The sequence below is a fragment of the Citrobacter europaeus genome (assembly GCF_037482245.1).
Lineage (GTDB): Bacteria > Pseudomonadota > Gammaproteobacteria > Enterobacterales > Enterobacteriaceae > Citrobacter > Citrobacter europaeus.
Genome location: NZ_CP148084.1, coordinates 4,169,651 through 4,184,057, shown reverse-complemented (window position 1 = coordinate 4,184,057; position 14,407 = coordinate 4,169,651). Strand labels below are relative to the sequence as shown.

General features: G+C 52.3%; 15 protein-coding genes. 5 read left to right on the top strand and 10 right to left on the bottom strand.

The annotated features are described in order from the left end of the window. The first annotated feature begins 3 nt into the window (after positions 1–3). On the top strand, positions 4–393 hold the full coding sequence (mutT, locus tag WHR59_RS19625) for an 8-oxo-dGTP diphosphatase MutT (protein ID WP_047406187.1): 390 nt from the start codon (positions 4–6) through the stop codon (positions 391–393). A gap of 88 nt (positions 394–481) precedes the next feature. Here the strand turns inward: mutT and yacG are convergent, their stop codons facing one another. The 3 genes from yacG to coaE are packed head-to-tail and all read right to left on the bottom strand — an operon-like array spanning position 482 to position 2,049. After that, positions 482–676, bottom strand: coding sequence for a DNA gyrase inhibitor YacG (yacG, locus tag WHR59_RS19620; protein WP_087051013.1), 195 nt, complete (start codon positions 674–676; stop codon positions 482–484). Between the two features lie 9 nt (positions 677–685). Continuing rightward, complete coding sequence (zapD, locus tag WHR59_RS19615) at positions 686–1,429, bottom strand: cell division protein ZapD (RefSeq protein WP_087051014.1); 744 nt, start codon at positions 1,427–1,429, stop codon at positions 686–688. Then, positions 1,429–2,049, bottom strand: a complete 621-nt coding sequence (coaE, locus tag WHR59_RS19610; RefSeq protein WP_043018432.1) for a dephospho-CoA kinase — start codon at positions 2,047–2,049, stop codon at positions 1,429–1,431. The genes zapD and coaE overlap by 1 nt, the downstream gene beginning before the upstream one ends. 225 nt (positions 2,050–2,274) lie before the next feature. Here coaE and WHR59_RS19605 point away from each other — a divergent pair, with 225 nt between their 5' ends. Then, entirely contained in the window at positions 2,275–3,318 is a 1,044-nt protein-coding gene (locus tag WHR59_RS19605; RefSeq protein ID WP_047406183.1) for a GMP reductase, read from the top strand. 57 nt (positions 3,319–3,375) lie between these two features. Here the strand turns inward: WHR59_RS19605 and hofC are convergent, their stop codons facing one another. From hofC to nadC, 4 genes are all read right to left on the bottom strand, one after another. Beyond that, positions 3,376–4,578: a protein transport protein HofC gene (gene hofC / locus WHR59_RS19600; RefSeq protein ID WP_221922675.1), complete on the bottom strand. Its 1,203-nt coding sequence runs from the start codon at positions 4,576–4,578 to the stop codon at positions 3,376–3,378. Next, positions 4,568–5,953, bottom strand: a complete 1,386-nt coding sequence (gene gspE / locus WHR59_RS19595) for a type II secretion system protein GspE (RefSeq protein ID WP_172862692.1) — start codon at positions 5,951–5,953, stop codon at positions 4,568–4,570. Before gspE ends, hofC begins: the two co-directional genes overlap by 11 nt. Before the next feature lie 9 nt (positions 5,954–5,962). After that, positions 5,963–6,400: a prepilin peptidase-dependent pilin gene (gene ppdD, locus WHR59_RS19590; RefSeq protein WP_043018436.1), complete on the bottom strand. Its 438-nt coding sequence runs from the start codon at positions 6,398–6,400 to the stop codon at positions 5,963–5,965. Between the two features lie 230 nt (positions 6,401–6,630). After that, a complete protein-coding gene (gene nadC / locus WHR59_RS19585) occupies positions 6,631–7,524 on the bottom strand; it encodes a carboxylating nicotinate-nucleotide diphosphorylase (RefSeq protein ID WP_075146341.1) in 894 nt (297 codons plus the stop codon). Positions 7,525–7,611: 87 nt separating this feature from the next. Here nadC and ampD point away from each other — a divergent pair, with 87 nt between their 5' ends. Next, positions 7,612–8,175: a 1,6-anhydro-N-acetylmuramyl-L-alanine amidase AmpD gene (gene ampD, locus WHR59_RS19580; protein WP_338843390.1), complete on the top strand. Its 564-nt coding sequence runs from the start codon at positions 7,612–7,614 to the stop codon at positions 8,173–8,175. After that, the gene (gene ampE, locus WHR59_RS19575) at positions 8,172–9,026 is read left to right on the top strand and encodes a beta-lactamase regulator AmpE (protein WP_172862694.1); all 855 of its coding nucleotides are present in this window, start codon (positions 8,172–8,174) and stop codon (positions 9,024–9,026) included. Before ampD ends, ampE begins: the two co-directional genes overlap by 4 nt. 75 nt (positions 9,027–9,101) lie before the next feature. On the opposite strand, the gene WHR59_RS19570 is transcribed toward ampE, so the two are convergent. From WHR59_RS19570 to aroP, 3 genes are all read right to left on the bottom strand, one after another. Next, positions 9,102–10,052, bottom strand: coding sequence for a family 43 glycosylhydrolase (locus WHR59_RS19570; protein ID WP_338843389.1), 951 nt, complete (start codon positions 10,050–10,052; stop codon positions 9,102–9,104). Then, positions 10,052–11,458 (bottom strand): MFS transporter, encoded by a 1,407-nt coding sequence (locus WHR59_RS19565; RefSeq protein ID WP_338843388.1) that lies wholly within the window; start codon positions 11,456–11,458, stop codon positions 10,052–10,054. The genes WHR59_RS19570 and WHR59_RS19565 overlap by 1 nt, the downstream gene beginning before the upstream one ends. Positions 11,459–11,616: 158 nt before the next feature. Next, positions 11,617–12,990, bottom strand: coding sequence for an aromatic amino acid transporter AroP (gene aroP / locus WHR59_RS19560; protein ID WP_008786209.1), 1,374 nt, complete (start codon positions 12,988–12,990; stop codon positions 11,617–11,619). Between the two features lie 564 nt (positions 12,991–13,554). Here aroP and pdhR point away from each other — a divergent pair. Then, positions 13,555–14,319, top strand: coding sequence for a pyruvate dehydrogenase complex transcriptional repressor PdhR (gene pdhR / locus WHR59_RS19555; protein ID WP_003018699.1), 765 nt, complete (start codon positions 13,555–13,557; stop codon positions 14,317–14,319). The last annotated feature ends 88 nt before the right edge of the window (positions 14,320–14,407 follow it).

Genomic DNA, 14,407 nt, shown 5'->3' with positions numbered 1-14,407 from the left:
AAGATGAAAATATTGCAGATCGCCGTCGGGATTATTCGTAATCAGCACCATGAAATTTTCATAACTCAGCGTGCGGCTGATGCCCACATGGCAAATAAGCTGGAGTTTCCCGGCGGAAAAATTGAAGCGGGTGAAACGCCAGAGCAGGCGCTGATTCGCGAGTTACAGGAAGAAGTGGGCATTACGCCGACCCATAGCTCGCTGTTCGAAAAGCTGGAGTATCAGTTTCCGGACCGGCATATCACTCTGTGGTTCTGGCTGGTTGAAAGCTGGGAAGGCGAACCATGGGGAAAAGAGGGGCAACCAGCGCAGTGGATTGCGCAAGCTGCTCTAAATGCGGAAGATTTTCCGCCGGCGAATGCGCCGGTCATTGAAAAGCTGATTGCTGGCTAATGGTGTTCGTAGGCCGGATAAGGCAACGCCGCATCCGGTAAATTATTAACGGGGCGCAATGCTTGCCCGGCCAACCGTTTTAGCGCAATTACTTCTGCTCTTCACTCCAGTCATCGCTTTCCGACAGATCGCCAGAGCTTGGGATGCGTTTCTCTTCCGCGGCCCACTCACCCAGATCGATTAACTGGCAGCGTTTGCTGCAGAATGGGCGAAACGGACTGACTTCAGCCCATATCACGGGTTTGCCACAGGTTGGGCAGTTGACGATAGTTTGTTCAGACATGTTGACTCCTTAACAGCACGCCAGCTCAAAATCGAGACGCTCAGGCACCTGGCCATTTTCGCTATCCAGCGGCATAAAGCGAATGGCAAAACGGCTCTTATGACCAGAAATTTGCGGATAAAGCTGCGAATCAAGCGGCAGCTGCAAGCGCAGCAGATCGGCATCTTCGCCGTTGTCCTGGTAAAAACCATTCAGGCTGGTTTGCTTACGGAACGGCGCAGAGTTGCGAATCAAATCCAGCACCAGTGCTAGCGCCTGATTGAGCGGATTCAGGCTGGCAAGCCAGGCTTCAACCTGCGCGTCGCGTTGCGGCTGTGGTAAATGCAACCAAATATGCAGGGTTGGCAAATCGAAACTACAGCACCCGCCAGGAATGCTTAAACGCTGACGCACGAGGCCAATCAGACGATCTTCGCGTAGTGTCTGTCCAATACGCGGGGCCGAAATCAGAACGCTGCCCGCGCTTTTTAACTGCTGGCGCAATGCGTCGATCCTGCTTTGATCGACGCCGGGAACTTCAACCCAGGCCTGGAGTTTTCGCTGTTGTCGCTCTAACTCTTTGAGGAGTTCGGTGCGGACTTCACCGCGTTCAAAGACATCCAGTAAATCTCCGATATTACGGAAAAAATGCAGTGCGCCTGCATGGTCTGTAATAGGTAAATTAACGGAGAGCTGTTGGATTAAAAACTCAATGCGCAGCCATGTACGCATCTTCTCATTGAGAGGGTGTTCAAAAAGGACCTGGGTGTGCATTACGGTTTTTCCTGTGAGACAAACTGCAACGCGCATTGCAAATAGAGCGCGTGCAGGCGGGCGACATCCGAGGCGATGGCTTCCGGTGCGCCATTATTATCAATAACATCGTCTGCCACGGCCAGACGCGCTTCACGCGTTGCCTGGGCAGCAAGAATTTGTTCAACATGCTCACGCGTGACGTCATCGCGCTGCATCGTGCGTCTGAGCTGTGTCTCGGGGGTAACATCCACCACGAGTACACGGTTGGCTTTTTTATACAGCGAATTTTCTACCAGCAACGGTACAACCCACAACAGATAAGGGGAGGTCGCTTGCTGAAACTGGCGCTGCGTTTCCTGCTGAATAAGCGGATGAAGCAGGGCATTTAGCCAGCTTTTCTCCTCAGGATTGGAAAAAATACGTTCGCGTAAAATGCGCCGCTGCAACGATCCGTCCGCGGCTATAACCTCGGAACCAAAATGTTCTTCGATCGCCTTAAGGGCAGGTGTACCGGGTTCAACCACCTGGCGCGCAATAATATCTGCATCAATGACGTTTATTCCGAGGTCAGCGAACGCATTTGCAACGGTACTTTTACCACTGCCAATGCCGCCGGTTAAGGCTACCGTATACCTCATAGATGCAGATCCTGGAGTGTGAGTTTGATTATCAAACAGTTAAAAGTTAAGCGTGCGAAGGCGAGGCTGTTGCAGGATTAACCTACTATTCGCCAGGTAAATTTATGGGATTGTAGCGTAAAAAAAGAGAATTTCGCAGTCTTGCGCGGCATTGATTAGTGCGTATGATAGCGTCACTGGAGTTGTGAGTTTCGATTTTTCGCCATTAACCCCAGGAATCCGCACATGCGTATCGAAGAAGATCTGAAGTTAGGTTTCAAAGACGTTCTTATCCGCCCTAAGCGTTCTACTCTCAAAAGCCGTTCCGATGTTGAGTTGGAGCGTCAATTTACCTTTAAGCATTCAGGTCAGACCTGGTCCGGCGTCCCCATTATTGCGGCGAACATGGACACTGTCGGGACGTTTGCCATGGCAACGGCACTGGCATCCTTCGACATCCTGACCGCTGTGCACAAACACTATTCTGTTGAAGACTGGGCTGCCTTTATCGCGCAGAGTTCTGCCGATGTGCTCAAACACGTGATGGTTTCAACCGGTACCTCTGACGCAGATTTCGAAAAAACCAAACAGATTCTGGCGCTTAACCCAGCGCTGAACTTTATCTGCATTGACGTGGCAAATGGCTACTCAGAGCATTTTGTTCAGTTTGTGTCGAAAGCGCGTGAAGCATGGCCGACAAAAACAATTTGTGCGGGCAATGTGGTCACCGGTGAAATGTGTGAAGAGCTGGTACTTTCCGGCGCGGACATTGTTAAAGTCGGCATCGGCCCGGGTTCTGTATGTACCACGCGTGTAAAAACCGGCGTTGGCTATCCACAGCTTTCGGCGGTTATTGAATGTGCCGATGCAGCCCACGGTCTGGGCGGCATGATTGTCAGCGACGGCGGCTGCACAATGCCGGGTGACGTGGCAAAAGCGTTTGGCGGCGGCGCGGACTTCGTGATGCTCGGCGGCATGCTGGCCGGTCATGAAGAAAGCGGCGGCAAAATTGTCGAAGAGAACGGTGAGAAATTCATGCTGTTCTACGGAATGAGCTCTGAATCAGCCATGACGCGTCACGTTGGTGGTGTTGCGCAATACCGTGCAGCGGAAGGTAAAACCGTTAAGCTGCCTCTGCGTGGCCCGGTTGATAATACCGCGCGTGATATCCTCGGCGGCCTGCGTTCTGCCTGTACCTATGTTGGTGCTTCTCGTCTGAAAGAACTGACCAAACGTACAACGTTTATTCGCGTACAGGAACAAGAAAACCGCGTTTTCAATAGCCTGTAAAAACAGGTCGTTCTGTGAAATGCCTGATGGCGTTACGCCGCCATCAGGCATTTGAATCTATCCCACCCCGCTCATCGCATCTCCCAAATGGAAAATCGGTAAATACATCGCGACGACCAGCGTACCGATGATAAGCCCCGTAATGACCAGCAACGCAGGCTCAAGCAGCGCGGCCAGATTCTCCGCCTGAGACAACGTTTTCTCGCCGTGGTGATGTGCGAGATTGCGCAGCATGGCATCCAGTGAGCCGGAAGCTTCACCTGTTCTGACCAGTTGTATACACAATGGGCTGAATTCACCGCAATTTTTAAGCGCTAACCAGACCGGTTTTCCGGCGCTGATGTCGTGGTGTGCCCGCGCTAAGCGCTGTGACCAGAAAGGGTTGTCCAGCGTTTCAGTCACGCTCTCAAGACCCTGCAAAAAGGGAATTCCTGCATTTTGCGTTAACGCCAGCACGGTGAAGATCTGCGTGAGTTTTTGGCCTCTCACCATCGGCCCTATAATCGGCAGACCGAGCAGTAATGTCTGGCGCAGAATAAGCCAGTACGGTTTCTGCTTTATCAAATAATATACAGCAACCGCGATCAGGCTGAATGCTCCGATCAGCCCTCCCCATTGGCCGCTAAAGTGCGCGATGGCAATAATCCACTGAGTGAGTGCTGGTAGCGGAGTGTTAAACGTCCGGTAAATGGCGGCAAACTCAGGGAGTACAAATTGCAGCATCGCAAACACGACCATTACCGCCATCGTGATAATGATGATCGGATAGCGCAGGGCTTTTTTTACTTTATCGGCAAGTTGCTGTTGATTCTTCTGCTGACGGGCGAGTTCAAAACAGCAGTCGTCCAGCTTCCCCGTAAGCTCTCCGGTGCGGATCATTGCCTGATAAAGAGGCGGAAAAACGTGTTGCCATTGCGACAGAGAGGTGGAGAGAGAAATGCCCTGCTCCATATCGTGAGCCAGCGTGCGCAGTAGCGCCTGCCACTGACGGCTGGGATGCTGTTCAGCCAGCAGGGTTAGGCCTGCCGAGAGCGTTAACCCGGCTTTTAGTAATGTTGCCAGTTGGTGTATGGTTTCGGCGCTTCGTTCACGGCTCCAGTGTGAGGCTTTGACGCGCATACGGTTTATACGTAGCGGTGTAATACGCTGTTGCTCGAGAGCAAGCATTAATGAGGGGCGGGTATCGGCCCACAATACACCTTCCAGCGGTTGACCTTCGTTGTTAATGCCTTGCCAGCGCCAAAGCTGTTTAGCTGACATGAGGCATGCCCAGTACGCGTATCAGCTCTTCAAATGTCGTTAGCCCTTGTTCGACTGCCTGGCAACCAGTTTCGAAAAGCGTACTCATCCCCAATTGCTTTGCATCTGACTCCACTTCTTCTGCGGACGTACCGTTGGCGATGCTCTGGCGCAATGCCGGCGTAACGGGGAGTACTTCAAACAATGCCGTACGACCATAAAATCCTTGATAGCAATGTTCACAGCCAGTGGCCTGCCAATGTGGCAGTGGCGCAGGCCATATCGCTTCCGGGAGCGCGATCGGCGTTTCCAGTCGTTGTCGGCAATGGGGACACAATTTTCTCACCAACCGCTGCGCAATGACGAGCGTCAGCGCGGAGGCGATCATCCAGCGTGCGACCCCCATTTGCTGCAGGCGTATCAGCGTTTCAGTGGTGGAGTTAGTGTGCAGTGTTGATAGAACCAAATGACCGGTTTGTGCGGCTTTTAGGGCTATTTCAGCCGTTTCGCCATCGCGGATTTCACCCACCATGATAATGTCGGGATCCTGGCGCAGCAGCGCGCGTAATACGCCCTGAAAAGTGAGACCGGCGCGAGGATGAATTTGCGTCTGGTTAAGACCTGCGATCGGGATTTCTACCGGATCTTCTACGCTACAAAGATTCACATCCGGGGTGTTTCGGGTTTGCAGCGCACTGTACAGCGTGACTGTTTTACCGCTCCCGGTCGGTCCGGTGACCAGAATCAACCCCTGAGGCTGCTGTAACGCGTGCGAAAATGCGCCCAGTTGCGCGTCCTGCATTCCTAGCGCGGCGATCTCCAGCGTTTGATCGACCTGATGCAGTAGCCGCAGCACTACTTTTTCGCCATAGCGACAGGGCAGGGTGGCGATGCGAAACGAGACCGGCTCTCCAGAAATCTCAACGGTAAATTGTCCGTCTTGCGCAAGTCTGTGCTCGGCAATATCCAGACTGCCTAAAACTTTTAGTCTTGCAGTGATGGCGGTGCCCATCTCAGTTGTGACTTCCGGTAAAGCATGCAGTACGCCATCTACACGTAATCTGATTCGGTAGTGATTTTCCGCTGGCTCAATATGAATATCAGAAGCCCGTTGCACCAGAGCAGAATGAAACGTCTGATTCAGCAAGTCTGCTGCGCTGGCGCTGCTTTTGGTGACTACAGCCGGGAGCATGTTCCGCGGCGTATGCGTGTGGCCTTCCATTTGCTGACGCGTCCAGCAGACAATGTCTATACATCGGGTGGTGGCAAAATGCAGCGCGTCCAGAAGTTCGTGGGACGGGGCATCCACGACGGCGATGTGCACCACTTCATTGTCTGCATCCAGTAATATTCCCTGATAACGTTGGCACAGTGCCGTAAGTTGGGTGGTATTCATCTCTTTTCCTTAATTGGTGTCGAAACGGAAAACGTCTTCACAGGCTTGTTGCAGTGCGCTGTCATTCTGGATGACGCAGTTACGACTCCAGCCAGTAATGCCGTTGGCATTGTCCCAACCTGGCGTCATGGTGATGGTTAGTCCGTTCAGACTTTCTTGTCCGCTGAGGCTGACCACCCCTTTTTCAACGCTCATGGCGGAGACATAACGGGTAGTGGCTGGAGAAGGGATGCCATTCGTTCCGGCATCGCAGGTTGCTGTTCCTCCATGCTCAAGCGCACAAAGCTCAACCGCCGTGCGATAGGGAACAAAGGTTTGCAGCATGTCTGTCAGCGCAGCTTTGCGCAGATAGTTTTGATAGGCCGGAATGCCGATGGCGCTAAGGATGGCAATAATGCCAATGACCACCATGAGTTCGATAAGCGTGAAGCCGCGTTGCTTGTCCATCGTTCGCTCCTTGAGTTAGCTGGCGCTACTTTGGCAAACGGTCGGGGTCACGGCGAGAGGCAAAAAACAGAATGGGAAGGCGGGTTCCGAGGATCTTTACGAGATTACAGAATCAAACAACGTATTTGCGAAGAGGCTCGAAGAAACTGCCGAATAGCGGCGAAAACGCCTTCTCCGGCATGCAGAATGGCCCGATAAGCGAAATCACTACCGGGCTAAACCATCAGTATTTAGCGAAAACGCATCGAGAGATCGAGTGCGCGAACATGCTTGGTCAGTGCGCCAACAGAGATGAAATCCACGCCGGTTTCGGCAAATTCGCGCAGCGTTTCATAGGTGACGTTACCCGACACTTCCAGACGCGCCTGGCCGTTGGTGCGTTTGACCGCTTCACGCATTTGGTCAGTTTCGAAATTATCGAGCATGATGATGTCGGCCCCGGCTTTCAGCGCGTCATCAAGTTCATCCAGGCTTTCCACTTCGACTTCAACCGGCACATCCGGGTGCAGCCAGAAGGCTTTTTCAACGGCCTGACGTACTGAGCCAGAAGCAATAATGTGGTTTTCTTTAATCAGGAAAGCGTCAGAAAGCCCCAGGCGATGATTCGCGCCGCCGCCGCACAATACGGCGTATTTCAGGGCGGTGCGCAGCCCAGGCAGGGTTTTACGCGTGTCCAGCAACTGGGTTTTTGTTCCCGCCAGCAGGTCGACGTATTTACGCACTTCGCTCGCCACACCTGAAAGGGTCTGCACAAAATTAAGCGCGGTACGTTCGCCGGTCAGCAGCACGCGGGAAGGGCCGTCCAGTTCAAACAGCGGCTGATTGGCCTTGATGCTGTCGCCATCTTCAACATGCCAGGTGATGTTGACATCATCGCCAGCCAGTTGAATAAAGACTTCCTCCACCCAGCGTTTTCCACAAAAAACGCCATCTTCGCGGGTGATCACGGTGGCGTGGGAGCGCATATCTTCGGGCAAAAGCTGTGCGGTGATATCGTTATTGGCATCAACTTCTCCGCCTAAATCTTCACGCAGCGCCTGAGCTACAGCGGCAGGGATATCCAGATTTATGCGTTCCAACAGCGCGTCACGTCGGTAGTCAGGGTTATAGCGGCGAGGCGGCATGATAAAACTCCAAATTGCTAACGAATCATAAGGTGGAAACATGCTACCCTGAACCTGATATGAGCACCACCAATAAGGAGATTCTGCATGTTGTTAGACGAGGGCTGGCTGGCAGAGGCGCGACGCGTACCCTCTCCTCATTACTATTGCCGCCCGGATGACGAAAACCCTTCTCTGCTGGTGGTGCATAATATCAGCCTGCCGCCCGGCGAGTTTGGCGGACCGTGGATTGATGCGCTGTTTACCGGCACGATTGATCCTAATGCCCATCCTTATTTTGCCGGGATCGCCCATCTGCGCGTGTCGGCCCATTGTTTAATTCGCCGTGATGGTGAAATCGTGCAGTATGTCCCCTTTGATAAACGCGCCTGGCATGCTGGCGTGTCGAACTATCAAGGGCGCGAACGCTGTAATGATTTTTCAATTGGTATTGAGCTGGAAGGGACGGATACGCTGGCCTATACCGACGCGCAGTACCAGCAACTTGCAGCCGTGACCAATGCCCTGATTACGCGTTATCCGGCTATTGCTAACAATATGACAGGACATTGCAATATTGCGCCCGAGCGTAAGACCGATCCCGGACCCTCTTTTGACTGGGCAAGGTTTCGCGCCCTGGTCACCCCCTCGTCGCAAAAGGAGATGACATGACGCTGTTTACAACATTACTGGTGTTGATTGTTGAACGCCTGTTTAAGCTGGGTGAGCACTGGCAGCTTGATCACCGGGTTGAAGCATTTTTCCGCCGGGTGAAGCATTTCTCAATGATGCGTACCGTAGGCATGGCCCTGATTGCGATGGGGGTGACGTTTCTGCTGCTGCGCGCACTTCATGGGCTGCTGTTTAACGTGCCCTTGCTGGTGGTGTGGATCTTAATTGGCTTGCTGTGTATTGGGGCTGGCAAAACGCGTCTTCATTATCATGCCTATCTGAACGCGGCGGCTCGCGATGACGCTCACGCCCGTGAGGCGATGGCCAGCGAGCTGACGCTTATCCATGGTGTTCCGCCGGACTGTGATGAGCGTGAGTTCCTGCGCGAACTGCAGAACGCGCTGTTATGGAACAACTTTCGCTTTTATCTGGCGCCGTTATTCTGGCTGATTGTCGGTGGCCCGTGGGGACCGGTAACGCTGGTGGGTTACGCCTTTTTACGTGCCTGGCAGTCCTGGCTGGCGCGCTATCAGACCCCGCACCAGCGTTTGCAATCGGGTATTGATGCGATCCTGCATGTGCTGGACTGGATCCCGGTGCGTCTGGCGGGCGTGGTCTATGCGCTGTTAGGACACGGCGAGAAGGCGTTGCCAGCCTGGTTTGCATCGCTTGCCGATCTACATACTTCGCAGTACCAGGTACTTACGCGCCTGGCGCAGTTTTCTTTGGTACGCGAACCCCATACCGATAAAGTCGAAACGCCAAAAGCGGCTGTTTCAATGGCGAAGAAGACTTCGTTTGTGGTGGTGGTGGTCATTGCGCTGCTGACAATTTATGGAACACTGATCTAGCGATTGTTGCCGGATAGCGGCATAACCGCCTTATCCGGCCTGGCGCATATGTAGGCCGGATAACGGCGCAATGACTCAATACGTATCCGCTGGTGGCACGCCAAAATCAGGCATCCCGTTTTCGTCCCAGCGCACGAGCTTCAGGCGAGTGTGGCGGTTTGGATCGTACAACGGATCGCCTTCAATTTCGGTGTGATTTCTCGCGTGGTACACCAGCACATCCTCACCTTCCGGCGTTTGCGTAAAGCTGTTGTGTCCCGGTCCGTACTGGCGGTTTTCGTAGCTGGTGGAAAAGACCGGGCGTGGTGATTTGTGCCAGTTCTGCGGGTTGAGCGGATCAGCGTTGAGGTCAATCCACAATAATCCCATACAGTAGTTCTCATCGGTGGCGCTGGCCGAATAGCTGATAAACAGCTTGTCGCCGTGAACCATGACAGCCGGACCTTCGTTGACCCAAAAACCCCGGCATTCCCAGTCATACTCTGGATGGCTGAGCATGACTGGCTCGCCTTTAATCGTCCATGGATTTTCCAGCTCAGCGAGATAGATATTGGAGTTGCCTGCGATATCGGGGGATTTCTGCGCCCACAGATACCACTGTTTTCCCTGGTGATGAAAGGTGGTGGCATCAAGCGCAAAGGTATCAAACTGTGTCTTAATCTGGCCTTTCTCTGTCCACTTGCCTGCCAGCGGATCGGTGTCCGCACATTCGAGCGCAAACATACGGTGCTGGAACATCCCCAGCTTGTCGAGCGCCTGTGTGTGGGTGGCGGCAAAATAGATGTACCACTTGCCTGCCAGATGATGGATCTCAGGTGCCCAGATGAGTTGGCTCATGGGGCCGCTTTCTGGTTTGCGCCAGACGACAACCGGGACGGCGGTGCGCAGCCCTTCCAGCGTGTCAGCGCGACGGAGCTCCAGTCGATCGTATTCGGGCACTGAAGCAATGAAATAGTAGTGGCTACCGTCACGTAAAATAAACGGGTCGGCACGCTGTTCAATAAAGGGATTAGGCCACTGATTCATTAGGCTTTCCTTACGGTTTCAGTCGTTTTCATATCGTGGTATTCATTCAGTTCACGGTAGTTGGCGCGACGCTTTTCTAAATCTGCCTGGATTTGCTGCATAAACTCGCGATCAACTTTCAGCAGACGAACCACGCCTGCGGTAATCAGGTAGCCTACGCCAGGTATGATGGTAAACAGCAGCATAATACCGTTAATAGCGGAGTCGCTTTGCGCTTTCGCCCCTGCGTCGTAGCCGTACCAGGAGAGCAGGAAGCCAACCATCGCTCCGGCAATCGCCAGGCCCAGTTTCAGGAAGAACAGGTTGCCGGAAAAGCTGATTCCGGTGATGCGTTTACCGGTTTTCCACTCGCCGTAGTCATCGACATCCGCCATCAGCGACCAGTGCAGTGGGGAAGGGATCTGATGCAGAATGTTGAGCAGGAAGTAGAGCACCATAATCATCATGGTGGCTTTTGGATCGAAGAAGTAAAATGCGCCGGAGAAAATCGCCAGGATGATATTGGTCCAGAAGAAGACTTTCAGTTTGCACCAGCGATCGGTTAACACCTTTGCCAGCATGCTGCCGATCATCATGCCGACAACGCCAAGGCTGATAAACAACGTGGCAAACTGCGTGCTTTGCTGCATAACCCAGGTCACGTAGTACATAGTGGCGGCCATGCGAATAAAGCCCGGACAGACGTTGCACAGGGTTAACAGCAGAATTTTTACCCACTGATCGTTCTTCCACACGTCCTTCAGGTCTGCTTTTAAGTCGTCGTTAGTCGGGACCGCAGGACGGACGCGCTCACGCACAGTTGCAAAGCAAAACAGGAACATACACATACCGATGAAGGCAAGGACCGCCATCGCCATCTGATAGCCTTTGGCTTTGTCTTCTCCACCAAACCAGTCCGCCATGGGCAATAGGGTGAGGGACAGCAGCAGGGTTGCAATACCGACCAATACAAAGCGATATGACTGGCAGGCGACGCGTTCCTTTGGATCGTTGGTGATGACGCTGCCGAGCGAGCAGTAAGGAATGTTGATTGCCGTATAGGTGATAGAGAGCAGGAAGTAAGTGACGAACGCATAGATAACTTTGCTGTTATATGTCCACTCAGGGGTGGTAAACATAAGTACGCTGAATAATGCGTAAGGGAAAGCCATCCACAAAAGCCATGGACGAAATCGACCATATTTGCTGCGGGTGCGGTCGGCCATCGCGCCCATTATAGGGTCAGTAACGGCATCGATAACGCGTACTGAGAGCAGTAATACGCCGACCAGGGCAGGCGCCAGACCAAAAATATCTGTATAAAAATAGTTAACAAACAACATGATGGCGCCAAAGATGATGTTGCATCCGGCGTCGCCCATTCCATAGCCGATCTTTTCTTTCACCGTGAGCTTACTGGTTTCCATCAACTGCACTCCATTAATGAGATATGGAGAGAATTATTGTCTGGCACCGTTGTTTTTGCGTTGCAGGATAACGCCGCTGATATGGACTAAACAGTCGTGAGTGGGAAAGTGTGAGGCAGGTAACAACCCCCACCCGATGCAGGTGGGGGGAGGGAGAATTAATGCGCTTTAACCGCGCCAGCGGTTTTCTGCTTGCACAGGTAGCCGATGCCAAGAATGGCAATCCATACCGGAATTAAGTATACCGAAATCGCCATACCCGGCGTCATCAGCATAATCACCAACACCGCAGCCATGAAAATCAGGCACACCCAGTTACCCAGCGGATAAAGCAGCGCCGGGAAGCGTGTGGTAACGCCCTGTTGCTGTTTGGCTTTGCGGAACTTCATGTGCGCCAGGCTGATCATTGCCCAGTTGATCACCAGTGCGGAAACCACCAGCGCCATCAGCAGGCCAAAGGCGGATTCCGGCGCCAGATAGTTGATCAGTACGCACAGCGCCGTAACCAGTGCGGAGACCAGAATGGTGTTTACTGGTACGCCGCGTTTGTCGACGTTCATCAGCGCTTTTGGCGCATTGCCTTGCTGTGCCAGACCGAACAGCATACGGCTGTTGCAGTATACGCAGCTGTTATAGACAGAAAGGGCGGCGGTCAACACTACGATGTTCAGGGCATTAGCAACAAAGGTGTCGCCCAGCTCGTGGAAAATAAGGACAAACGGGCTGGTATCAGCCGTGACGCGCGTCCACGGCATCAGGGAAAGCAGAACCGCCAGCGAACCTACATAGAAAATCAGGATACGGTAGATAACCTGGTTAGTTGCTTTGGGAATGCTTTGCTCCGGGTTATCGGCTTCTGCCGCGGTGATCCCGACCAGCTCCAGCCCACCGAAAGAGAACATAATAATAGCCATCATCATCACCAGACCGGTGAATCCATGCGGTAGGAAGCCCCCCTGGTCCCACAGGTTACTTACACTGGCCTGCGGACCGCCGTTGCCGCTAAACAGCAACCAGCCGCCGAACAGGATCATCGCAACCACGGCAATGACTTTAATAATGGCAAACCAGAACTCCATTTCGCCAAACACTTTCACGTTGGTCAGGTTGATGGCGTTAATCAGCACGAAGAAGGCCGCCGCAGAAACCCAGGTTGGGATCTCTGGATACCAGAATTGGATATATTTACCCACGGCTGTCAGTTCAGCCATGGCAACCAGCACGTACAGAACCCAATAGTTCCAGCCAGAAGAGAAGCCTGCGAAACCGCCCCAGTATTTATAAGCAAAGTGGCTAAAGGAGCCTGCAACCGGCTCTTCAACCACCATTTCACCTAACTGACGCATAATCAAAAAGGCGATAAAGCCGGCAATAGCGTAACCCAGAATAATACCCGGTCCTGCAGACTGGATAACGGATGCGCTACCGAGGAATAACCCGGTACCAATCGCGCCACCCAGTGCGATTAGCTGTATATGGCGGTTCTTAAGACCGCGCTTGAGCTGATCGCCATGCTGTTGACTTTCCATCATTAAACCTCGTGTGTGGTTTTACTCTTCATATTTCGAGTACTTATTTTTTGAACTACGCAGTAATGCGTGTGTAAGTTTGCAATTCCGTTTGTTGTATTAATTAGTTTACAGATGCTTTAGATAAAATGTTGCCTTAAGACTTTTGTCTTGATCAGAATAATGATATGCGAGCGCGAATGCACCTGCTTTGTGCGGGGAAGATGACGAGTTGAATAAAAAGAAACCATTTGTAAATACGAGTTTATCTACCACAAAATTTCCGTTTTGAATTTCTATTCATTAATTGTGGTTGATACGTCGATAAATAAGCAGGTGAATCGGTTCAGATGAGATAATATTTCGTTTCAATTCCGTTAAAACTACCCCGTGGTGGGTAAATTTAACATTTGTGCATAGTTACATGTTTGAAACGTTATTTCTGTAATGTTGTTAAAATATGCCCCCTTTACTGATTTCAATCAAAACCTGTATGGACAGAAGGTGAATACTTTGTTACTTTAGCGTCAAGAACATGAAATTGGTAAGACCAATTGACTCCGGGCAAATGGCTTAAGACAGGAAATCATGGCCTACAGCAAAATCCGCCAACCAAAACTCTCCGATGTGATTGAGCAGCAGCTGGAGTTTTTAATTCTTGAGGGGACACTTCGCCCCGGAGAAAAACTCCCACCGGAACGCGAGCTGGCAAAACAGTTCGACGTCTCCCGCCCCTCCTTACGCGAGGCGATCCAACGCCTTGAAGCGAAGGGGTTACTGCTTCGTCGTCAGGGCGGTGGCACTTTTGTTCAGAGCAGCCTGTGGCAGAGCTTTAGCGACCCACTGGTAGAGCTGCTCTCCGACCATCCTGAATCCCAGTTTGACCTGCTTGAAACGCGCCATGCGTTGGAAGGTATTGCAGCTTATTACGCTGCACTGCGCAGCACGGATGAAGACAAAACGCGTATCCGTGAACTCCACCATGCAATCGAGCTTGCGCAACAGTCCGGCGATCTTGACGGCGAATCTGATGCGGTACTTCAGTATCAAATTGCTGTCACCGAAGCGGCACACAATGTAGTGCTGCTCCATTTGCTAAGGTGTATGGAGCCGATGTTGGCCCAGAACGTTCGGCAAAACTTCGAATTGCTGTATGCGCGTCGTGAGATGCTGCCGCTGGTAAGCAGTCATCGTACCCGTATCTTTGAAGCAATTATCGCCGGGAAGCCTGAAGAAGCGCGTGAAGCGTCTCATCGTCACCTGGCCTTTATCGAAGAGATTCTGCTGGACAGAAGCCGTGAGGAAAGTCGTCGTGAACGCGCCTTACGCCGCCTGGAGCAACGAAAGAATTAGTGATTTTTCTGGCAGAACGTTAACCAGAAGATGTTGTAAATCAAGCGCTAATAAAATGCGCGGCAACTAAACGCAGAACCTGTCTTAT

What these genes read in the sequence shown, in the direction of transcription:
- mutT (WP_047406187.1), top strand. Translation starts at nt 4, where the DNA reads ATGAAAATATTGCAGATCGCCGTCGGGATTATTCGTAATCAGCACCAT.
- yacG (WP_087051013.1), bottom strand. Translation starts at nt 676, where the DNA reads ATGTCTGAACAAACTATCGTCAACTGCCCAACCTGTGGCAAACCCGTG.
- zapD (WP_087051014.1), bottom strand. Translation starts at nt 1,429, where the DNA reads ATGCACACCCAGGTCCTTTTTGAACACCCTCTCAATGAGAAGATGCGT.
- coaE (WP_043018432.1), bottom strand. Translation starts at nt 2,049, where the DNA reads ATGAGGTATACGGTAGCCTTAACCGGCGGCATTGGCAGTGGTAAAAGT.
- WHR59_RS19605 (WP_047406183.1), top strand. Translation starts at nt 2,275, where the DNA reads ATGCGTATCGAAGAAGATCTGAAGTTAGGTTTCAAAGACGTTCTTATC.
- hofC (WP_221922675.1), bottom strand. Translation starts at nt 4,578, where the DNA reads ATGTCAGCTAAACAGCTTTGGCGCTGGCAAGGCATTAACAACGAAGGT.
- gspE (WP_172862692.1), bottom strand. Translation starts at nt 5,953, where the DNA reads ATGAATACCACCCAACTTACGGCACTGTGCCAACGTTATCAGGGAATA.
- ppdD (WP_043018436.1), bottom strand. Translation starts at nt 6,400, where the DNA reads ATGGACAAGCAACGCGGCTTCACGCTTATCGAACTCATGGTGGTCATT.
- nadC (WP_075146341.1), bottom strand. Translation starts at nt 7,524, where the DNA reads ATGCCGCCTCGCCGCTATAACCCTGACTACCGACGTGACGCGCTGTTG.
- ampD (WP_338843390.1), top strand. Translation starts at nt 7,612, where the DNA reads ATGTTGTTAGACGAGGGCTGGCTGGCAGAGGCGCGACGCGTACCCTCT.
- ampE (WP_172862694.1), top strand. Translation starts at nt 8,172, where the DNA reads ATGACGCTGTTTACAACATTACTGGTGTTGATTGTTGAACGCCTGTTT.
- WHR59_RS19570 (WP_338843389.1), bottom strand. Translation starts at nt 10,052, where the DNA reads ATGAATCAGTGGCCTAATCCCTTTATTGAACAGCGTGCCGACCCGTTT.
- WHR59_RS19565 (WP_338843388.1), bottom strand. Translation starts at nt 11,458, where the DNA reads ATGGAAACCAGTAAGCTCACGGTGAAAGAAAAGATCGGCTATGGAATG.
- aroP (WP_008786209.1), bottom strand. Translation starts at nt 12,990, where the DNA reads ATGATGGAAAGTCAACAGCATGGCGATCAGCTCAAGCGCGGTCTTAAG.
- pdhR (WP_003018699.1), top strand. Translation starts at nt 13,555, where the DNA reads ATGGCCTACAGCAAAATCCGCCAACCAAAACTCTCCGATGTGATTGAG.